Below are 18,967 nucleotides of genomic sequence, written 5' to 3'. Positions count from 1 at the left end.
CAAAAAAGCCAGGTTCGTGGCCTGGCTCATTGCTACATCAGCGAGGTAATCATGAATACACAATCCATCCCCGTCAATACCCCCAACAATCTCGCGCCACGTTTTCTGCAATCGCAAAACGTGGCGCGGAGAATGTCATCTCGGGAAATCGCCGATCTGGTCGAGGCCCGGCACAACGATGTCATCACCACCATCGAGCGTCTTTTTGCCAAAGGGCTTTTACGATCAGGTCGTAAAACTCGGCGTGAAGCCACTGGCGGCCGCCCCATCGATGTCTACGACCTGACCGAGCGTGACACGCATCTGGTTGTGGCTGGCTACAGCGACGAGCACCGCGCACGAGTTATCGACCGCTGGCAGGAACTGGAAGGGCAGGTTGCGCAACCACAACAGCTTTCCACCATCGAAATCCTGCAGATCGCCATGGAGTCTGAAAAGGCCCGCTTGATGCTCACCGCCCAGGTTGAGCAGCAGGCGACCAAGATCCACTCCCTGGAGAACCTGTTCAAGGAAGGCATGACCCACACCCAGTTCTGCAAGGGCCTCAATGGGGTCAATGTCATGCAGGTGGGCAAGTACCTGGAAGCGCGCAGTTGGCTCTACAACGAGAGCAAGTCCGGGCTTCGCCACCGCGTTGGCTCGTACGCCCGCGACAAGTACATGACCGAGCACCAGCACGAAGTCACCCCACACGGCAAAGACCCCTTCATCTCCTACACGCCGATCCTGCTGAAGAAGGGCGCCGCACGCCTGTATGACCTGTACCTGGCCAACGAACTGCCCATGAAGAAGACCTGGGACGGTTTGTTTACCCATGACAAGGCTCTACGAGGTGCAGCGTGAGCGTTCAATCCATGACCTGGGCCCTTGATCAGCGAGATATTCGTGACGCTACTGCGCGTCATGTGCTGCTCTGCCTGGCGAACTATGCAGACAAGAATGGCAAGGCCGCTTTCCCTTCCGCAAACAGCCTGAGCGAAGACACGGGCCTTTCCGTTCGTACCGTTCGCTACAAGCTCGACCACCTTGAAGAGATCGGAGCAATTCGTCTCGGTAATCAATCCATTGCTGCTGCCTACATTGACCGTCACGACCGCCGCCCAGTTGTCTATGACCTGTGCATTGAACGGGGTGCATCTCCTGCACCCGGTGATAAACGGGGTGCAAATGAAGACACAGCGGGGTGCAGTTCAGAACACAACGGGGTGCAGCTCACGACCGAGCGGGGTGCAGGAGCTGCAGCCAATCCACCCTCTAACCATCCATTAACCATCAATGAACCGAAAGAGCAGGGCGCTGACGCGCCGCGCAAGCCTGCCAGGTTCGATCCGCTGACTGCCAAGCCGGAGAACGTGACCGCCGAAACCTGGGCTGACTGGTGCCAACACCGCAAGGAAATCCGCAAGCCACTGACCGCCAAGAGCTGCGAGCAGCAGGCCAAGGCCCTGGCAGGCCACCCGACACCGGACGCAGTGCTGGTCACTTCGATCTCCAACGGCTGGACCGGTATTTTTCCTGACAAGCCAGCCGCACCGAGCAACGTTCACCAGCTCCCGATCAGCCGACACACCCTGACCGCTCCCCGCGATTACAAAGCAGGCACCAAGGAGAACGCCAATGGCACGTTCCGTCTCTGACCTCGGCCCGCACCTGGACCGCAAGTTTGGTGTTATTGGCCGCCAGCCGGCACGCTGCGACACCCACGGCGATTACTCGGCGGTGATGCTCAGTGGTGGCGGCGTATCGGGCTGCCCGATCTGCGCGAGTGACAAGCGCGACATGGAAGAGCTTGAGCGCAAGCGCTTTCAGTTCAGGACGCTGCAGCACGACGCCGCCAAGATCCCCAAGCGCTTCGCTGACAAGTCCTTCGCCGGATTTGTGGTGTCGTCGCCTGCCCAGCAAGTCGCTTTGGATGCTTGCATGGAATACGTCGACAACTTCTCGAAACACAAGCGGGAAGGGCGATGCATGTTGCTCCTTGGCAAGGTCGGCACCGGCAAGACGCACCTTGCCGCATCCGCAGCGAGCGCACTGATCAACGAGCACATGGTCAAGGCGATCTACCGCACTGTCGGCTCCGTCATCGGCGATATCAAGGCGACCTTCAGCGACAAGTCTGGCGAAACCGAGGCCCACATCATGCGTGAGCTGATTGGTGCTGACCTGCTGGTACTGGACGAAGTGGGGGCAACCAAGCAAAGCGAGTTCGAGCTGGCCACGCTGTTCAGCATCATCAACGGCCGGTATGAGCAGGGGCGCCCGATGATCATAGTCAGCAACCTGTCGCCGGCCGAATTGAATGATGCCCTGGGCGTTCGCTGTGTCGACCGTATCCGCGAGAACGGCTGCATTGGTGTGGCGTTCGAGTGGGAATCACAGCGCGGCAAGGAGGGCTTCTGATGGATATCGATAAGGAAAAGTTAAAGGGGTTGCTCTGGGCTGAGGCCGCGTCATACCGGGCCGACTGCGCCGATTGGAAGCGCAACACCGAGGCGCTGGACGAATTCCTGGGCGAGAAGACCCTGCCGGAGGTGGCGCTGGAGCTGCTGGTCGAGAACGAAGACCTAAAGACCGCCTGTGCTGCCTTTGACCGCGTTAATACCAAGCTCAAGGCGGAGATCGAGGTGCTGCGGAAAGAGTGCGCTGCCCGTCACCCGTTCAAGCCTTTTCATGAGCAGGCAATTGGCTTCACTGGTTGCGTGATTTGCGGCGTGTACACCGATCACGGCGGACTGCCTTGCCCGAAAACGAGAGCAACCGCAGAAGCCGGTACTTTCCATGGAGGGCGGTCATGACCTACGCCAAGCCAGAAAGCTACACCGAGGCGGACTGGGAAATGGTCCAGGGCTACATGCGTGGCAAGGACGGCCTGTCGCCACAGCGCCGTAACGCAGCCTACATGCACGGGCACCGCAATGGTGTGTCTGATGCGACTGGTATGCCGCATGAGCGAGCCAATGTCCTGATCCGTCGGGCGAACATGATTCCAGGCATCACGCCAATGGCGCCGATAAATGCGGGTGGCCGGCCATGACCAGCCTCCAGATCCGCAACGAATCGGACCGCAACAAGGCCATGGGCTACATCGCCGGCCTGGACCTGGCCAAGCCGAAGAAGCTGGCCATCACCGAAGTCGACCGCAGCGGGGAGCAGAACAAGGCCCTGCACGCGGCCCTGGCCGATATCGCCGCCCAGGTCGAGCACGCCGGGAAGAAGTGGGATGTCCTGATCTGGAAGCGCCTGCTGACGGCCGCCTGGCTGCGTGAGTCAGGCGACCAACCACAGATGATACCGGCGGTAGACGGCCACGGCTTCGACGTCATCTACGAGCGCACAAGCAAGCTCACCGTGAAGCAGTGCGGCGAGCTGATCGAGTGGGTGCATGCGTTCGGCGCCGAGCACCAGGTGCGCTGGACACAAAAGGATAATTGGGGAGGGCGCTACTGATGAACCATAACTTCAAGGCTGGCGACCTGGCGCTGATCGTTTCCTGCCCGCTTGTACCAACCCTTATCGGGCGCTGCGTGCAGCTGGTTGAGTGCGTTGGGCCTGGCTGCGATTCGTTCTCCGCGCACGGCCCATGGTTTAACCGTGGGGATGCAAACGCCTGGGTGGTGGAGGCAGATGGCTTGGTATCACTGACCATCGGCAAGGCCCTCGTCGAGCATCCGCGCTGCTGCATAGCTGAGAAATACCTGATGCCCCTGCGCGGCGACTTCACCCCAGAGCAGCAGAAAGCCAAGGAGGCTGTATGAAGCGCACCCCACTGCAACGCAAGACCCCGCTCACGTCCGGCGGACCGCGGCGCAAGCGCTGCCCAGAGTGCCGAGTAATGTTCACGCGCTCCAGAGAATCGCAGGCTGTGTGCGGCGAGATCGAGTGCGCGATCGCACACGGCAAGTCCGAGAAGGGTCGGGCAATCGCCGGGAAAGCCCTGGCAGAAGTAGGGCGCCGCGAAATCAAGGTCCGCAAGGAGAAGCTGAAGAGCAGGGCGGATCACCTCAAGGACACACAGCAGGCATTCAACGCTTGGGTGCGCGCCCGAGACGCGGCACTGCCGTGCATCAGCTGCGGCCGCCACCACCAGGGTAAGTACGACGCAGGCCACTACCGGACCGTGGGGAGCAATCCAGCCTTGCGCTTTGAGCCGATGAACTGCCACCGCCAGTGCTCGCCGTGCAATACCCGGCTTTCCGGGAACATCGTGAATTACCGCATTGAGCTGGTGAAGCGTATCGGCGCCGAGGCTCTCGATTGGCTGGAAGGTCCTCATGAGGCCAAGAAGTACACCGTGGATGAGCTGAAGGCGATGACCGCCGACTACCGGGCAAAGACCAAAGAACTAAAGAAGGGGATCGCAGCATGAAACTGATCAACGCAAGGCAGGTATGGACCGAAGCTCAGCACGAATCGAACGCGTCGATCAGCGCTGTGGCCATCGACAAAGCGCAATCGGCACCGATCAAGAAAGGGCAGCGCATGCGCCGCGCCGAGGCTGTGTTCGCTGCGCTTGGGGAAGACAAGGAGGAGCGCATTCAGGTTGTGCGCCAGAAGATCAGCATCAGCGAGACCCGCGGTACACCCGCCGGCCGCTCCACCGCTCGCGCCGCGCACCTGGCCACCATCGGCAAGGTACTGCGCGCCATCGACACCTTGCCGTTCCAGGTGCAGCAGTTCGGGCACTACCTGTACCACCCAGCTATGAACATGAAGCACCTGCTGAACGCGGTGCTGCTGATCACCGCCAAAGCCGCTCTGCAAGACCTGACTTCGGCCAAGCGCGTGAAGGCGCAGTACCTGGTAACCCTAGCCCTGCAATCGTACAAGGGTGAGGTGGCCGGGTCTGCTGAGTGGGGCCCAGCGCGGGTGTCCGCCGAAATGAACACGTTCTTCGGCGTAACCATTGACTCGAAGAACTGGACGCGTGACTGGCTCGACCTGTGGGAATCCCTGAAAGAGGTGATCAAGGAAGTGGATATTCAGGCCCAGCAGCCGCTATGGCAGGTGATCCACGCGGAAAAAGATCAAGAGGCGGCATAATCGTGTTGACATGACGGGGTTTTGCGCGTACTTTTCCCACACTGCGCAACTTACCTCCAGCGCACGACCACTTCAAAGCCCAGCCAAAGCTGGGTTTTTTTGTGCACGCGAATGCGAAATGCATCCTTCTGAGGATAGAGGTCAGTGGATGTCGGGCGGGAGCCCGCTGAATTGCACGTGGATAAGATGCGTGCGCTCCTCGTTAGCGTTTTCACCCCAGCCTACCGATGCACCGCCCCCCATCTTTTTTGCCTTGATTGCGAATTCGATGTTTCTGTCTTCTGAGAAAGAAGTGTTTTCCTTCAGCTCCAGGGAAGCCTCGGTGCATCCACCGTGCTCCCTGGCAAACAGAACCGCTTTCCAAGAGGGCTCAAATGCGAGCCAAAAAAAGCTGCTGCGATCTACTTGTGTTGAGGCGTTCCACGGACATCCGTTGAGATTGAATACTCTTGTGTGCGTAGTCGCGGCTGCAACTTGGGTATTGTCCTTGTAGCCTGCTTTCGCCGCAATAATTGGGCCTGCATCTACGGAGCCGCCTGTTTCAAGCCTGTCCCCGTTGCTGGTCGTAGTAATCTTCGTAATGCTGATTCGGATCGCGCCAAGTGAAACCAAAAGCCTGATCAGCTCTGACTCTCTCTCTTCCAAGACATGTGCGTCATAGCTCTCGCTCGGGATGTATAAATTTTCTGTTTCAGTGATAGAAAAGTCTGCAAGGGGATGGCGTCTATACGATTTTCCCGCCATTGGGTGCCCAGGTTGGAACCGATATCCAGCCGCTTTCGCTTGCGTCGGCGAAAATGTTGCTCGTTCCACAAATGCAGCGAGCAACATTTCTTTCTGCGCTCGTGCAGTCTTGTCCTCTCCTTCGTCAGCGCTTAGGAGGCTACCCAACGTTGGGATGCTAGATATAGCAGCCTGGACAATTGAGTTGGGGAGGGGCCAGAGGATGTCCTGAGTAAGAGCAACAGCAAACGACCCTAGCGGATTTCCGCCTGGGTTGCGGCCAACCATAGTGAAGTTTTGAGCTGAGTCGTCTAGCTTCTGTTTAGGTTTTACTAGGTATTCATCAATGATGTGAATGGTGTCAAGCACAATGCAGCTCCAAGTCAGTTTGCGCCCGGCGCTCAGGCTGCCGTGACGCTTTAAAGCAATTCAATTCTGTCGGCACTGAGGGCATGTCGAAGATCATTTTTCGCCAGCTTCTTGAATTCTGTCTGCCTCGATAGGCTGTGTAGTACGGATATTACTAGGCAAACTCTCAACAATATCCTCTTACAACAAGCAGCGCTATTTCAATGTCGATTTTGGTGTGCCGCGTTGGCGCGCAGTGACCTGCACATAGGGAAAACTCATGGATCCTACTGACCTTGGCCCAGGCACAGCTACCTGGCTGGGCGGTAGCGCCACCGTTGTACTGGGCGGCCTGCTTTGGCTGCGCCGCTTCCTTTCCAAGGATGCTACCGACCGCGCAATGGACAGCGCCGATATCGGCACGCTGAAGCGCCTGAACGAGCTGTTGAATCAGGAGCGCGCCGCCCGCAAAGAGGCCGAGGCCCGCGCTGATCAGTTCGCCAAGGAGCGGAACGATCTCGCGGCAGCAGTAGGGCGCATGGAAGGCAAGATCGAGGCCCTGACAAGTCAGGTCGCCCAACTCACTGACCGCGTGACGCAGCAGAGCGACGAGATCACTCGCCTGCGTACCAAGCTGGGAGGTATCGCCTGATGGACAGATGCGCATTGGAATTTATCGCCCGCCGCTGGTGGCGTCGGACTGAGGTCTGGGCCATTGCCGTCGTGCTGGTGGGTGGCGGGTTGGTGCTGGGTTATCAGGCCGCGTACTGGTCGCTAGCCGAAAAGCAGAGCAACCAGGTGCAGGACATCCGCAAGGCCTACGACGCCGCGATGACCGAGCGCGACCGGCTGCTGGAAGAGCTGACCCGCAAGACTGGCACAGCCGCTGACAAGGCCACTAAGGCCGCAACCACTGCGGCCCAGGCCACCGACAAAGCGGACGAAGCCCTCAACCGGGTAACTCAATAAGCCGCGCCACGTTTTCGAATGCGCCCAATCGTGGCGCGGAGTTAGCCAACTATCGTGGCTGGTTCTGGGGTAGCTGTGCGTTCAGTCGGTTGCAAAGCGCTTGGGCTTCAGCCTCGGTATCGAACTCGCCAAGGTAGTCGCCAGTTCGAGTGTCGACAGCCTTGTAACATTTTGCCTGGAGCGGAAGTGGCTCTACCGGTTGGCCTGCTCGCTGACCCTGCACAACAGCTCTGACCCGCGGCCTCTGCTGAGCGATGAATACAATATCCATGGCGTTGGTAACTCTTAATGGGTGATCAGCATCAATACCGGTATCCACCCGGCATTTCAATCCAAGATAGAGGCAACAATGACGACCATTGCTTACAAAGACGGCGTGATCGCCTATGACTCTCGCCAGACCCGCAATAGTGCAATCGTTTCTGACAACGCGCCAAAGTGCCAGGTAGTCGATGGGGTCAGCTTCTTCCTGTCAGGCGCAGTATGCGACGAGAAGGCTTTGATTGCGGCGTACTTCGGGACTGCCTCGCCAGTTCCCGTTGAGTGTTCTGGCTATGTCGTCGATGGGGGCAAGCTGATGATGGTCGGTCATGACGATAAGACAGGCATATGGAAACAGGAGCTTGAACTGTCCAACCCTGACGCCATCGGCAGTGGCGCTGCATATGCCGTGGCTGCAATGGATATGGGCGCAAGCGCAGAAGATGCGGTGAAAGCTGCTATGAAGCGGGATATCTACACGGGCGGCACGATTCGCACGCTGATCATTGATTCGAGTAAGGCGGGGTAGGCGTGCCGCAGGTAAGTGCGGCACGGGTGAATCACTTGGCTTTCAGCGCTTCTTGAATTTGATCGGCGTAACTGGAGAGCTGACCAAATTCATAGTCGAGATTGATTGACGGATGTCCGCTTGCTGCATATCCAGCGATCACTTCAAGTGCGGCCGCTACAGCGTAACGTCGATGATGATCTTCATTGGTTCCGTTGTTTCCAGCGGCCACGATGTTTTTGCCAATCTCTGCCATTTTTAATTCCTCGGTGAGTGATCTTTACCAATACCGGCAACCCGCCACTATTTCAAGTATCAGAGTAAACCCATGACAACCAAGCAACCCGACTGGGAGCGCATTGAACAGCTCTTTCGGGCTGGCTTGCTCTCAGTGCGCGAGATCGCCTCGGCTTGCGGCGTATCTCACACCGCAATCAACAAGCGCTCCAAGCTGGAAGGCTGGGATCGTGACCTCAATGCCAAGATCAAGGCTAAAGCGGATTCGCTGGTTTCCAAGCGGGAGGTTTCCACAAAGGTTTCCACGGAAACACTGGCAACCGAACGTGGAATCGTGGAAGCCAACGCTGAGGTTATTGCTGATATCCGTATGGCTCATCGGACTGACATTGGCCGGTCTCGCAGGCTGGCCAACAAGCTGCTGGATGAGCTGGAATCGCTTACTGATGAGCAGGGGACGATTAAGTCTTTGATCAAGCAGTTCAAGGAAGGCGATCACGAAGATGGTGACGCTATGGCAGATATGTTGGCGCTGGCTAACAAGATTGGCGCGCTACCTTCCCGAACCAAGACCATGAAGGAATTGGCCGAGACACTAAAAACGCTGATTGCTTTGGAGCGCCAAGCCTACGAGCTGGACGCTAAAACTGGCGGCAGCGAAGCCGACGAACTCTCCAAACTTATGGACGAACTTTCTAAGGAAGCCTGACGCATGAAGCCCGAGCACATGAAATTGCTCAGGGACAAGCGCTGGCGCCTTAACAACCTCTACTTCATCACAGACAAAGGGGGCAAGAAGGTTCGCTTCCGGATGACGGACGAGCAGATCGAATACTTCGAGGGGATGCACACCCGCAACATCATCCTGAAGGCTCGGCAACTCGGCTTCACCACTGAGTGCTGCATCATCCAGCTCGACGCTGCATTGTTCGAGTCCGCCAAGTGCGCCCTGATCGCTCACACCCTGAACGACGCCAAACGTCTGTTTCGGGAGAAGGTCAAATATGCCTACGACAACCTTCCTGTTGAGATACGCGCTGCCAACCCTGCTTCTAACGATGCTGCTGGTGAGCTTGTGTTCAGCAAGGGCGGATCGCTCTACGTGTCCACATCCTTCCGGGGCGGGACTCTACGGTATCTGCACGTATCCGAGTTCGGGAAGATCTGCGCCAAGTTTCCCCACAAGGCCCGAGAGATCGTCACCGGCGCCTTCGAGGCTGTCGCCACCGATTGCTTCGTCACGATTGAATCGACGGCGGAGGGCCGGGCAGGCTACTTCTTCGACTACTCGCAGAGCGCGGAGCGGCAGCAACTGGCTGGCGTGCCCCTGGGCTTGCTGGACTGGAAGTTTTTCTTCTTCTCCTGGTGGAAGAACAAGGCCTATTGGCTTGACCCGACCGATGTGGTCATCCCGCAGCGCCTGGCCGACTACTTCAACGAACTGTTCGCGAAGCACGGCATTGACACGAACCCAGGCCAGCGCGCCTGGTACGCGGCCAAGGAGAAGACGCTCGGCGACGACATGAAGCGGGAATACCCGTCTCTGCCGGCTGAGGCCTTCCAGCAGTCGATCGAGGGCGCGTACTACGCCAAACAGTTCACCAAGCTGTATGGCGCTCAGCGCATTGGCCCACTGCCGGACAACAGTCATCTGCCGGTGCACACGGTATGGGATATCGGTGTCGGCGACTCTACGGCCATCTGGTTCGTTCGGATCGTCGGCGAGGAATACCACGTCATCGATTTCTATGAGAACAGCGGCGAAGGCCTGCGGCACTACATGAAGGTGCTCAAGGATCGCAAATACACGTATGGCGATCACTGGGGCCCACACGACATCGACAACCGCGAATTCGGCAGCGACGGCAAGACCCGGCGCGAGCTGGCCCGGGAGGGCTACGAGATCGACGGGCAAAAATACAGCCTCAAGTTCAGCGTTGTTCCAAAGCTCGGCATCGATGAGGGCATTGAGCAGGTTCGGGAGATCCTTCCGGCCTGTGCCTTCGATGAGTCCAAGTGCGAACTGGGTATTTCCTGCCTGGAGAACTACCGAAAGGAGTGGGACGACAAGCGGGGCTGCTGGAAAGACAAACCGCTTCACGACTGGTCATCGCACGGCGCGGACGCCTTCCGCTACTTCGCCGTCTCGATGGGCCGACGCAAACGCACAGGCGGAACACGCCGAATTGGAGGCTTGGCCTGATGCCAGTGCAATCGACAAACCCCGACTACGACGTGCACATCGCCGAGTGGGAAATGATGGACGACGCGCTCGAGGGTGAGTGCGCCGTGAAGCGCAACGAGCGCAACCTACCCAAGCCGAGCGGCATGGTTGAAGCTGAAAAGATCGACGGCCCCGGCAACAAGTACCTGTACCAGAACTACACAGACCGAGCCCAGTACGAGCATTGGGTGCGTGACTCGCTGCGTTCGATGATGGGCCTAGTCTCCCGGCTGATCCCGGAGATTGAGCTGCCTAGCGGCCTGAAAGGGCTGGAGGACAACGCAACAGCGGACGGTTTCGGCCTGAAGCAGCTGTTCTTCCGGATGGTGCGCCAGGCGATCTCCCACGGTCGTGTGCCGCTGGTGGTGAACATCGACGAAAGCGGTGAGCCATACTTCTCGACGTACGCCACACGCAACGCGATCAACTGGGATACTGCTGATCAAGGCGGCCGGCAGGACCTGGTCCTCTCGGTATTTCGCGAGTTTCGCAAGAAGGGCGGCGATCGCTACAGTCATGACTGCGACACGGTTTTCCGTGAATTCTTCATGCTGGGCGAGGTCTGCTACACGGCCGTACGCAACGAGGCTGGCGAGCTGATCGACGACGAACGCCCGCTGGGCACCACCGGTACCGACAACCGTCTCGTCAAAGGCCTGGCCTATTTGCCCGTCATCTACTGCGGCTCGACCGATAATTCACCTGACGTCGACGAGGTGCCGTTGCTCACCATGGCGCGGGCCGCGCTGAAGTCCTACCAGTTGAGCGCTGACTACTTCACCTCGCTGCACCAGACCAGCCACCCGCAGCCGTGGGTCTCTGGTCTGGATGAGGCGGTCGAGTTGAGCGTCACCGGGCCATCGGCGGCTTGGGATCTTGGTCCGAATGGCGAGTGCGGTTACCTGGAGTTCCAAGGCGCCGGCATCGAAGCAGTGCGCAAGGCCATGGATGACCAGAAGAACGCCGCGCTTGAGGCCGGCGCCAAGGTCATGGACGTGGCTGGCACTGAGTCGGGCGAGGCCAGAAAGACGCGCCAGAACGACCAGCACGCGACATTGCACAGCATCGTCATCACGGTCGCCGAGGCAGTGGAACAGGGATTGCGATACGCCGCTGAGTGGAAAGGCTACGACCCCAAGCAGGTCAAGTTCAAGGTAAACCCTGAGTTCGTGACTCCAGTGGTCGATGCCCAAGTACTTGCCGAACTGCTCAAGGGCGTGATGGCTGGCACGATCAGCGCCGACACCTACTGGCAGTACCTCACCACCGGCAAGTTGCCGGACCGCCCATACGACGAAGAGGCCGACCTGATCAGCGATGAGCGCGAGTCGGCCGGCATCAACTTGGACAAAGACGATGCCAACGACAAGCCTGGCGCAGGCGGACAGCCAACTGCTGGAGCAGACGACCCGCCACTCGGTAATGCTGGAGCGACTTAAGGCCGGCGAGGTCAAGAAGTTCGAGAAGTACCTGCGGCAGATCGACAGGCTGGTGCGGGAGCAGTTGACCCGCAAGGAGCTGACCACCTACAGCCGGGACCGCCTTGAGCAGTTCCTGGCTCGGGTGGACGGCAAGCTGCTGGATATCTACAAGGCCTACGGCGACCTGGTGCAGGCCGATCTGGTCGATATCGCGCTGTACGAGTCGAGCTTTGAGGCCAAAAGCCTGAGCAATGCACTGTCCATCGACGCGGTGGTGCCGACCAACACGGTGATCCGTGCGGCGGTGTTCTCCTATCCGCTTCAGGTAAAGGGCATCGACGGCGGGAAGCTGCTGAAGAGCTTCGTCAGCGGCTGGACGCGGACCGAGACGATGCGCGTCACCAACACGATCCGGCTCGGCTTCGGCCAGGGCCAGACCAACGCCCAGATCATTCAGGCGATTCGCGGAACTGCGGCGCAGAACTTCACGGATGGCGTGTTGGCGGTGAGCAACCGCAATGCTGCCGCCGTGGTGCAGACGGCAATCCAGCACGTAGCCACCACGGCACGAATGGAGACGCTGAAGGCCAACAGCGACGTGGTGCTGGGCTACCGTTGGGTGTCTACGCTCGACCGCAAAACCTCGCAGCAATGCAAAGGCTTGGATGGTATGCGCTTCGACCTGGGCAAAGGCCCGCTACCTCCGGCGCACATCTGCTGCCGGTCAACCACGGTGCCGATCACGAAGCTTTCGGAGATGTTCGCCAAGGACGCCACACGCGCCTCGGTGGGCGATAACGGCGGGTCGCAGGTTGAGGCAGGTCAGAACTATTACGAGTGGCTGGCAACGCAACCGGCGAGCTTTCAGGATCATGCTCTCGGGCCGGTCCGGGGCAAGTTGTTCCGCGATGGAGGGCTGACGCCGGAGAAGTTCGCCAAGCTACAGCTCGACAAGTCGTTCAAGCCGCTGACTCTGGCGCAGCTTAAGGAAGCCGAACCTGACATGTTCATCCGCGCAGGCGTTACACTCGGCGCTCAACCAGGTTGAGATAGCACATGCAGATCATCGTTGAGGACGGGAAGGGCAGCCCAGACGCGAATAGCTTCGTGCCGCTGGAGAAGCTGACCTTCTACCGCGACTACTACGGGTTCCGGATACCTGAAGCTGAGACTGAGCAGGTCGAATTGTTGCTGCGCGCAGCCGCCGACATCAATGCTCGCCATTGGAAGGGGCGAAAGGCCAATCCTAAACAGGCAATGGCCTGGCCCCGGCGTGACTGCAAGATCGAATACCAGACGCTTTCGGAGACATTCGTGCCCTTTGAGCTTGAGTGGGGTCAGGTGCGGCTGGCGGTCGAACTTTACGCCGCTGAGCAGGGCTGCCAGATCGAAGAGCCGACTCACTGTACCGAGCCGAACGGGCGGCGGACTCTATTGAATCGAGATACGCCAGGCCTGCGTATGCGACCGCCGCCGTACGCGCCGAGCAGGACACAGTTCGCCGACTACCTGGTCATGCGGGGGCTTTCGATAGTCCGATAAACCACAGAATTCACACCAAGCCGCCCAATGGGCGGTTTTTTTATGCCCGTCAGGCGGGCCAACCAAGTCCCCAGGGGATACCTATGCCATTTGAATTTGACCCGGCCGCCGCTGGCCTCACCCTCGACGCAACTCAGACCGCAGCCCTTCAGGAGGCGCTAGTCGGAAAGGTTCAGGAGTATCTGGACAAGGAAGTAACCGGCCTCAAGTCCAAGAACCAGGAGTTGCTGGGCTCGAACCGGACCATCAAAACCGAACTGGACAAGCTGAAGGGGCAGTTCGAAGGCCTGGACATCGAAGCGGTCAAGGGGCTGCTTGCGAAGGTTGGCCAGGACGAAGAAACCAAGCTCATCGCTGAAGGCAAGCTGGACGAGGTGATCACTCGCCGCACCGAGCGCCTGCGCAGCGACTACGACACCAAGCTGAGCGCCGAGAAGACTCGCGCCGATAAGGCCGAGCAATTCGCCGCCAAGTACAGCGACAAGGTGCTGGCCGATTCCATCCGCGCTGCTGCCATCAAGGCCGGCGCGCTCCCCGAGGCTGCCGAGGACATCATCCTGCGCGCCCGGGGCACTTTCAAACTCAGTGAAGACGGCGAGGCAATTGCCACCGACCGTGACGGCGAGGTCGTGTACGGGAAAGACGGGAAAACCCCGCTGTCGCCGCTCGAATGGGCGGAATCTCTGCGTGAAACAGCAACGCACCTGTGGCCAAGGGCTCAGGGCGCCGGGCAGACCGGCGACAACGGTGGCAAGGCCACGAAAAAGTGGGGCGAGTACACGGAAACCGAACGCGCTGCGATCGCCCGTGACAATCCCGATCTCTTCAAGAAAATCCAGGCCACCAAAGGAACCTAATCCATGCCAACTACCCAATTGACCGACATCTTCGTCGGCGACTACTACGCCTCCCTGGCACCGGTTAACAGCCCGGAAAAGACCGCTGTGTACGAGTCGGGCATCGTGACTCGATCGCCCGTGCTGGACGCGATCGCCTCCGGCAGCCAGGGCACCGCCGAGATCAGCTACTGGCAGGATCTCAACGCCGATGAAGCGCCGAACATCAGCAACGACGACCCGGACGACCAAGGCGAAGTCGGTAAGGTCACCCAAGACAGCATGCGTGCCCGCGTCCTGTACCTCAACAAAGGCTATGGCGTCACCGACCTGACCGCTGAGCTGGCGAACACCGAGCCTCAGCAGCAAATTCGTAACCGTTTTGGCACCTACTGGACACGCCAGTGGCAGCGTTACACCTTGGGCGCGGCTCGCGGCATCATCGCCTCGAACATCGCCAACAACGGCGGTGACATGGTCATCGATGCGGGTGCGACCATCAGCGCGAACGCCTTCCAGGATGCCGCCTTCACCGCCGGCGATGCTGCTGACCAGTTCGGCGCGATCGGCGTGCACTCGGTGGTGATGAACCAGATGGTCAAGCAAGACCTCATCGAGTACCTGCGTGACTCCGACGGCAAGATCATTCTGGCCACCTATCTGGGTAAGCCGGTGTTCATGGACGATGCTCTGGTGTATGGCGCGGGCAAGTACCTGTCCGTGTTCTTCGGCCAGGGCGCGTTCGGTTACGGCGAAGGCACGCCCAAGGTTCCGGTAGAACTGGAGCGTAAGCCTGGCGGCGGTAATGGCGGCGGTGCCGAAGTGCTGTGGGAGCGGAAGACTTACATCCTCCAGCCTGCCGGCTTCAGCTGGAAGGGCTCTGAGGCTCAGAACCTCAGCCCGACCTCGACTCAGTACGCAGCTGCTGCGAACTGGCAGCGCGTGTTCAGCCGCAAGCAGGTTCCGTTCGCCGCTGTGATCAGCGGTACCACCACGCCGTAATTCGGCCCACACAGCCTGGCGCCCGTATGGCGCCGGGATGCTTTTGAGGTGACTTATGAAAGTGATCTACACGGACAAGCCTGGCAAAGAGCGCGGCGTGTGCTACCGCCTGCTGAGCGAGTTTTTCGGCGTCATCGGCTCCGCGACCGAGGTGGTCGTTGATGGCGATGCACCGGATATCTTCGATGCTTACCAGGCTGCCGGCATCAAGGTTTCCGACGGCAAGGAGCGGGAAGTCCCTGAAACCGACCATCTCAAAATGAAGGTCCCCGAGCTGAAAGAGTGGCTGACCGCCAAGCAGATCGCCTTCGACCCGACCGCCAAGAAAGAAGACCTGCAGGCCCTGGTGCCTGCGGAATAAGGACAAGCATATGACCGATTTCATCACTGTTGCCGATGTTGACGCCCAGCTCGGTCCTGACTGGGCCGGCACCGGTGATCCGGTCCTTGCTGTGACCATGGCCAATGCCTGGCTCACGGCCAAGATTAAGCGGGCTGTTCCCGATCCGGTCCCGGCCGAGATCAAAACAGCCGGCGCCCAGGTCGCCAAAGAGGCGGCGGCGGGCAAGCTGTACACAGCAACGCAGAAGGAAGTGCAGAGCAAGACGGTATCGGCCCAGTCCGGCACGTCTGTGAGCAAGACCTACGTGGCTGGCTCTACCGATCAATCGGCGAGCGTGAGCTTCGCCTTGGCCCTGCTGGAGCCGTGGAGAAAGCGCACTGGCGTTCTGATGCTGAAAAGAATTTGATTCCAGGACTTCAGTTACGCCATTTCTGGTTTAGCGCATCATCGAACCACTGCTCGGCATCATATAAGGATCCCATCCTGCTCCTGAAATCCAGATAGTGGCCTTGCCCGTTTTGTTTGAGCCAATTGACGAATTCACTGAAAGATGGATGCCATCCTACTGGCTGATTCTGTGTTCCTGCCCATTCCCGCGCAAGGGTGGGGATAGCCGCTTTGCATTCCGGTCTTTTCATCATCAAATCCTTTGTTAGTTATCGAGAGTATTGCATATGGGCATGCGCGAAGAGATCCAGGCCGAGCTGGCCGAATCCCTTGACGATCCCGAAGGGCTCGCCGACGCGGTTACATCAGTGACCGGTATTCGCAAGGTTGCGGGCGAGTATGACCCTGACCTGGGCGGTGAAATGCCGGAGACCACAGTCATGTACGCCGGACGCGGTGTTCTGGGCAGCTACCTGTCCAAGGAGATCGACGGCTCCCTGATCCAGACCACCGACAAAAAGCTGCTGGTGCTGCAAAACGAGCTATTCGTGTCAGAGGGCGGCGTGTCGACGGCGTTACCGGCAGTCCCTGCTATTGGCGATATCGTCAACGGCCTGCGCGTTATGAACGTATCCGCCGATCCGGTCGATGCGACGTGGACAGCTCAACTGAGGACGTGACATGGCAAGTAAAGGCGCCGGCCAGTCCGGCAGCTTCGCCCTGAGCCTGGTCGCGTTCGCCGCCCAGGCCAGTGAAGCCATTGACGCAAGCCTGCGCGAGATCATCATCGAGGTCGGTAGCAGCCTGATTCGCATGTCTCCCGTGGGTAACCCGGAGATCTGGGCGCAGAACGCTGTGGCGACCCAATACAACAAGGCCGTCGATGACCACAACAGCGCACTGCGGAGCGATCCTGCCAACCTCACAAAGGCTGGCAGGCTAAGGCCGGGGCGCAAGGTGCACGACGGCATGGACATCGTCGCACCGGCAGGCTACGTCGGCGGCCGGTTCCGCGGTAACTGGATGTTCAGTATCGGCACACCGAACAACGCCACGACAGAAGAGGTGGACCCGACGGGCACCAAGTCAACAGCGCGTATCGCTGCCGGCGCAATCGAATTCAAGGCGGGCGACACCTGCTACATCACCAACAGTCTCGGCTATGCGATCCCGCTTGAGTTCGGCCATTCCAACCAGGCCCCCGGCGGCATGGTCAGAGTTACCGTGGCTCGCTTTCAGCAGATCGTGCTGGAGGCCATCAGGAACAACCAGGTATGAGTCACGCAATTATCGCTTCGATCTACGAGGCAAAGCTCATCGCCTGGAACGCTGCCCGGGCGCAGAAGCTGAAGATCGTCTTTGAAAACACGGCATATACACCGGCGGCGGGAGAAACCTACCTTCGCGCGTTCATGATCCCGGGCGATACCGCGAGTAATACCCTCGGCGGTGATCACCGGCTGTACACTGGCGTATTTCAAGTAAGCATCATTGCCCCGGCGGGCACAGGGAAGACCGAAACCAATCCACTGGCGTCTGAGCTGACGAGCTTATTTCCGCTCTATGCCAGAAGCACGAAGGGCGAAGTTACGGTGATCAACATGTCGCCTGTAGATCCGGGCCCAGGCATCACGGGCGATTCCGTTTACACGGTTTCTGTTTCTTTTTCGTATCGCGCCGATACCAACTAATCCCGCCCATTGGGCAAACCCCGAACCCGCCTTGAGCGGGTTTTGTCATTTCTGAGAGAGGTAAAAGCCATGGGCTACAAACTCCCCAACGGCGGTACGTTCCAGCATGCCGCTACCTATGCCGCGGCACTGACGTTCACTGCGATCAGCAACGCTACTGAAGCCGTGGCCACGGTCGCAGACGCCGATTTGGAGGTGGGCGATATCGTGCTGGTTGAGTCCGGCTGGAGCACCCTCAATGGGCGTGTTGTACGTGTTAAGGCCGCAACAGCGGTGTCGATCACTCTTGAGGATATCGATACCTCGGACACGCAAAGCTTCCCCGCAGGCTCAGGCGGCGGAACCCTGAAGAAGATCGAAACGTGGGTGCAGATTCCGCAAATCACAGACGTGGCGTTTTCCGGCGGCGAGCAGCAGTACACGGACGTGGTTTTTCTGGAAGACAAACAAGGTCGTCAAGTGCCAACCGACAAGTCGGCAGCCAGCATGGCATTGACCATTGCCGATGACCCGGGCAAGCCATTCGTGAAAGTACTGGAGGCCGCTGACGCAGGTCGTAAGGTGGAAGCTGCGCGCCTGAACCTGCCCGGCAATGACACCATTTTCTACGGTGCCTATACCTCGTTTTCCAAGCAGCCGACGGTCTCGCGCAACAACGTGCTGACCCGCACCGTTAACCTGGCTTTGCAGGCCGAACCGACCCGTTATCTGGTGTAAGGAGCACTCATGGCCAAGTTCAAAATTCAGCAAAACCCCACATTTAAGGTCACCGTTGAAATCCCTCGAGTTGGCGCTGAGCCCGACAAGGTACCTTTCGAGTTCAAGTACCGAGACCGCAAGGCCTTGGCTGCATTGTTCCTGTCGTGGCAGGAGGCTTTCAAGGCGGATGAGGTGCGCTTCAAGGAAATGGGCGCCGAGCTGACCATCGTTGCTCTGACGGAAGCCAATATCGAGCACCAGGTGAGCCAGGTCGAAGCCTTGGTTGTTGACTGGGGCTATGACGTCAAGCTCAGCCAGGAATCCATTCGGGCGCTGGTGGAAACGTCAGCGGGCGCTGGGGATGCAATCGTTAAAGCCTATCAGGGTGCATTCGAGGCAGCACGCCTGGGAAACTGATCGAGGTCGGTCGCGCACTGTACGAACCTTCGGCGTCATCCGAGCAGCTCAGTCTGTTCGGTCTGACCTCGACAGACTACGACGACACCGTCGAAGTCTGGCCAGATAACTGGCAGGCATTCCGGCTTTTTGAAGCGCTGTCGACGCAGTGGCGCACCGGCGCGTGCGGGGCTACCGGCCTTGATTATTCGGCGATCTACGACACCGCCAGCCTCTCGGGCTTTACCAAAAAAAACACGATCAAACTCTTCCCTGACCTTCGGGTTTTGGAAGCCGAAGCCATGCTCGTCATGTCTGAGCAAATGAATAAAGGATGACG

The 18,967-nt window shown here is 59.0% G+C and carries 30 protein-coding genes; 27 read left to right on the top strand and 3 right to left on the bottom strand.

Annotated features, from left to right (window positions below; all coding sequences use genetic code 11):
- Positions 1-51 precede the first annotated feature (51 nt).
- Genes TU86_RS18505 through TU86_RS18465 form a run of 9 tightly spaced genes read left to right on the top strand, consistent with a single transcriptional unit; the run spans position 52 to position 5,040 of the window.
- Positions 52-843 (top strand): Rha family transcriptional regulator, encoded by a 792-nt coding sequence (locus TU86_RS18505; protein WP_048365772.1) that lies wholly within the window; start codon positions 52-54, stop codon positions 841-843.
- Positions 840-1,637 carry a helix-turn-helix domain-containing protein gene (locus tag TU86_RS18500; protein ID WP_048365771.1) on the top strand — a complete coding sequence of 266 codons (798 nt, stop codon included), beginning with the start codon at positions 840-842 and terminating at the stop codon, positions 1,635-1,637. The genes TU86_RS18505 and TU86_RS18500 overlap by 4 nt, the downstream gene beginning before the upstream one ends.
- The gene (locus TU86_RS18495; RefSeq protein WP_053076062.1) at positions 1,618-2,400 is read left to right on the top strand and encodes an ATP-binding protein; all 783 of its coding nucleotides are present in this window, start codon (positions 1,618-1,620) and stop codon (positions 2,398-2,400) included. The genes TU86_RS18500 and TU86_RS18495 overlap by 20 nt, the downstream gene beginning before the upstream one ends.
- A complete protein-coding gene (locus TU86_RS22210; RefSeq protein ID WP_053076061.1) occupies positions 2,400-2,795 on the top strand; it encodes a hypothetical protein in 396 nt (131 codons plus the stop codon). The genes TU86_RS18495 and TU86_RS22210 overlap by 1 nt, the downstream gene beginning before the upstream one ends.
- Positions 2,792-3,034: a hypothetical protein gene (locus TU86_RS18485; RefSeq protein ID WP_048365770.1), complete on the top strand. Its 243-nt coding sequence runs from the start codon at positions 2,792-2,794 to the stop codon at positions 3,032-3,034. Before TU86_RS22210 ends, TU86_RS18485 begins: the two co-directional genes overlap by 4 nt.
- Positions 3,031-3,447, top strand: a complete 417-nt coding sequence (locus TU86_RS18480; protein ID WP_048365769.1) for a recombination protein NinB — start codon at positions 3,031-3,033, stop codon at positions 3,445-3,447. The genes TU86_RS18485 and TU86_RS18480 overlap by 4 nt, the downstream gene beginning before the upstream one ends.
- Entirely contained in the window at positions 3,447-3,755 is a 309-nt protein-coding gene (locus tag TU86_RS18475) for a hypothetical protein (protein WP_048365768.1), read from the top strand. The genes TU86_RS18480 and TU86_RS18475 overlap by 1 nt, the downstream gene beginning before the upstream one ends.
- Positions 3,752-4,366 (top strand): recombination protein NinG, encoded by a 615-nt coding sequence (locus TU86_RS18470; protein ID WP_048365767.1) that lies wholly within the window; start codon positions 3,752-3,754, stop codon positions 4,364-4,366. Before TU86_RS18475 ends, TU86_RS18470 begins: the two co-directional genes overlap by 4 nt.
- Positions 4,363-5,040 carry a hypothetical protein gene (locus tag TU86_RS18465; protein ID WP_048365766.1) on the top strand — a complete coding sequence of 226 codons (678 nt, stop codon included), beginning with the start codon at positions 4,363-4,365 and terminating at the stop codon, positions 5,038-5,040. Before TU86_RS18470 ends, TU86_RS18465 begins: the two co-directional genes overlap by 4 nt.
- A gap of 141 nt (positions 5,041-5,181) precedes the next feature.
- Here TU86_RS18465 and TU86_RS18460 read toward each other — a convergent pair whose 3' ends face one another.
- Positions 5,182-6,132 carry a hypothetical protein gene (locus tag TU86_RS18460; protein ID WP_048365765.1) on the bottom strand — a complete coding sequence of 317 codons (951 nt, stop codon included), beginning with the start codon at positions 6,130-6,132 and terminating at the stop codon, positions 5,182-5,184.
- 259 nt (positions 6,133-6,391) lie between these two features.
- Here TU86_RS18460 and TU86_RS18455 point away from each other — a divergent pair, with 259 nt between their 5' ends.
- The 3 genes from TU86_RS18455 (at position 6,392) to TU86_RS18440 (ending at position 7,870) form a co-directional block, all read left to right on the top strand.
- Positions 6,392-6,763, top strand: a complete 372-nt coding sequence (locus tag TU86_RS18455) for a chemotaxis protein (RefSeq protein ID WP_025856073.1) — start codon at positions 6,392-6,394, stop codon at positions 6,761-6,763.
- Complete coding sequence (locus TU86_RS18450) at positions 6,763-7,080, top strand: hypothetical protein (protein ID WP_048365764.1); 318 nt, start codon at positions 6,763-6,765, stop codon at positions 7,078-7,080. Before TU86_RS18455 ends, TU86_RS18450 begins: the two co-directional genes overlap by 1 nt.
- 349 nt (positions 7,081-7,429) lie before the next feature.
- On the top strand, positions 7,430-7,870 hold the full coding sequence (locus tag TU86_RS18440) for an Ntn hydrolase family protein (protein ID WP_048365762.1): 441 nt from the start codon (positions 7,430-7,432) through the stop codon (positions 7,868-7,870).
- A gap of 31 nt (positions 7,871-7,901) precedes the next feature.
- On the opposite strand, the gene TU86_RS18435 is transcribed toward TU86_RS18440, so the two are convergent.
- Complete coding sequence (locus tag TU86_RS18435; protein ID WP_048365761.1) at positions 7,902-8,105, bottom strand: hypothetical protein; 204 nt, start codon at positions 8,103-8,105, stop codon at positions 7,902-7,904.
- Positions 8,106-8,177: 72 nt separating this feature from the next.
- Here TU86_RS18435 and TU86_RS18430 point away from each other — a divergent pair, with 72 nt between their 5' ends.
- The 9 genes from TU86_RS18430 to TU86_RS18390 all read left to right on the top strand — a co-directional run bounded on the left by TU86_RS18430 (position 8,178) and on the right by TU86_RS18390 (position 15,860).
- Entirely contained in the window at positions 8,178-8,795 is a 618-nt protein-coding gene (locus tag TU86_RS18430; RefSeq protein WP_048365760.1) for a hypothetical protein, read from the top strand.
- Positions 8,796-8,798: 3 nt separating this feature from the next.
- On the top strand, positions 8,799-10,289 hold the full coding sequence (locus tag TU86_RS18425; RefSeq protein WP_048365759.1) for a terminase large subunit: 1,491 nt from the start codon (positions 8,799-8,801) through the stop codon (positions 10,287-10,289).
- Entirely contained in the window at positions 10,289-11,749 is a 1,461-nt protein-coding gene (locus TU86_RS18420) for a DUF4055 domain-containing protein (protein ID WP_048365758.1), read from the top strand. Before TU86_RS18425 ends, TU86_RS18420 begins: the two co-directional genes overlap by 1 nt.
- Positions 11,667-12,779, top strand: a complete 1,113-nt coding sequence (locus TU86_RS18415; protein ID WP_193387791.1) for a minor capsid protein — start codon at positions 11,667-11,669, stop codon at positions 12,777-12,779. The genes TU86_RS18420 and TU86_RS18415 overlap by 83 nt, the downstream gene beginning before the upstream one ends.
- An 8-nt stretch (positions 12,780-12,787) precedes the next feature.
- The gene (locus TU86_RS18410) at positions 12,788-13,273 is read left to right on the top strand and encodes a DnaT-like ssDNA-binding protein (protein WP_048365756.1); all 486 of its coding nucleotides are present in this window, start codon (positions 12,788-12,790) and stop codon (positions 13,271-13,273) included.
- Positions 13,274-13,356: 83 nt separating this feature from the next.
- The gene (locus TU86_RS18405; RefSeq protein ID WP_048365755.1) at positions 13,357-14,130 is read left to right on the top strand and encodes a hypothetical protein; all 774 of its coding nucleotides are present in this window, start codon (positions 13,357-13,359) and stop codon (positions 14,128-14,130) included.
- A 3-nt stretch (positions 14,131-14,133) separates the two neighbouring features.
- The gene (locus TU86_RS18400; protein ID WP_048365754.1) at positions 14,134-15,111 is read left to right on the top strand and encodes a major capsid protein; all 978 of its coding nucleotides are present in this window, start codon (positions 14,134-14,136) and stop codon (positions 15,109-15,111) included.
- A 55-nt stretch (positions 15,112-15,166) separates the two neighbouring features.
- On the top strand, positions 15,167-15,472 hold the full coding sequence (locus TU86_RS18395) for a HeH/LEM domain-containing protein (RefSeq protein WP_048365753.1): 306 nt from the start codon (positions 15,167-15,169) through the stop codon (positions 15,470-15,472).
- A 10-nt stretch (positions 15,473-15,482) separates the two neighbouring features.
- Positions 15,483-15,860, top strand: a complete 378-nt coding sequence (locus tag TU86_RS18390) for a hypothetical protein (protein ID WP_048365752.1) — start codon at positions 15,483-15,485, stop codon at positions 15,858-15,860.
- Positions 15,861-15,870: 10 nt separating this feature from the next.
- On the opposite strand, the gene TU86_RS18385 is transcribed toward TU86_RS18390, so the two are convergent.
- Positions 15,871-16,092 (bottom strand): hypothetical protein, encoded by a 222-nt coding sequence (locus TU86_RS18385; RefSeq protein WP_048365751.1) that lies wholly within the window; start codon positions 16,090-16,092, stop codon positions 15,871-15,873.
- A gap of 36 nt (positions 16,093-16,128) precedes the next feature.
- Between TU86_RS18385 and TU86_RS18380 the strand changes: the two genes are divergently transcribed.
- From TU86_RS18380 to TU86_RS22630, 6 genes are all read left to right on the top strand, one after another.
- Positions 16,129-16,521 (top strand): hypothetical protein, encoded by a 393-nt coding sequence (locus tag TU86_RS18380; RefSeq protein ID WP_048365750.1) that lies wholly within the window; start codon positions 16,129-16,131, stop codon positions 16,519-16,521.
- Position 16,522: 1 nt separating this feature from the next.
- Positions 16,523-17,119, top strand: coding sequence for a hypothetical protein (locus TU86_RS18375; protein WP_048365749.1), 597 nt, complete (start codon positions 16,523-16,525; stop codon positions 17,117-17,119).
- The gene (locus TU86_RS18370; protein WP_048365748.1) at positions 17,116-17,532 is read left to right on the top strand and encodes a phage tail terminator-like protein; all 417 of its coding nucleotides are present in this window, start codon (positions 17,116-17,118) and stop codon (positions 17,530-17,532) included. The genes TU86_RS18375 and TU86_RS18370 overlap by 4 nt, the downstream gene beginning before the upstream one ends.
- 69 nt (positions 17,533-17,601) lie before the next feature.
- On the top strand, positions 17,602-18,249 hold the full coding sequence (locus TU86_RS18365) for a phage tail protein (RefSeq protein ID WP_048365747.1): 648 nt from the start codon (positions 17,602-17,604) through the stop codon (positions 18,247-18,249).
- A 9-nt stretch (positions 18,250-18,258) separates the two neighbouring features.
- Positions 18,259-18,648 carry a phage tail assembly chaperone gene (locus TU86_RS18360; RefSeq protein ID WP_048365746.1) on the top strand — a complete coding sequence of 130 codons (390 nt, stop codon included), beginning with the start codon at positions 18,259-18,261 and terminating at the stop codon, positions 18,646-18,648.
- On the top strand, positions 18,621-18,965 hold the full coding sequence (locus TU86_RS22630) for a DUF1799 domain-containing protein (RefSeq protein ID WP_420850430.1): 345 nt from the start codon (positions 18,621-18,623) through the stop codon (positions 18,963-18,965). Before TU86_RS18360 ends, TU86_RS22630 begins: the two co-directional genes overlap by 28 nt.
- The last annotated feature ends 2 nt before the right edge of the window (positions 18,966-18,967 follow it).

This window comes from Pseudomonas weihenstephanensis (assembly GCF_001043055.1).
GTDB lineage: Bacteria > Pseudomonadota > Gammaproteobacteria > Pseudomonadales > Pseudomonadaceae > Aquipseudomonas > Aquipseudomonas weihenstephanensis.
Note: the sequence above shows the minus strand (reverse complement) of the source record. Positions and strands in the feature narration are given on the sequence as shown.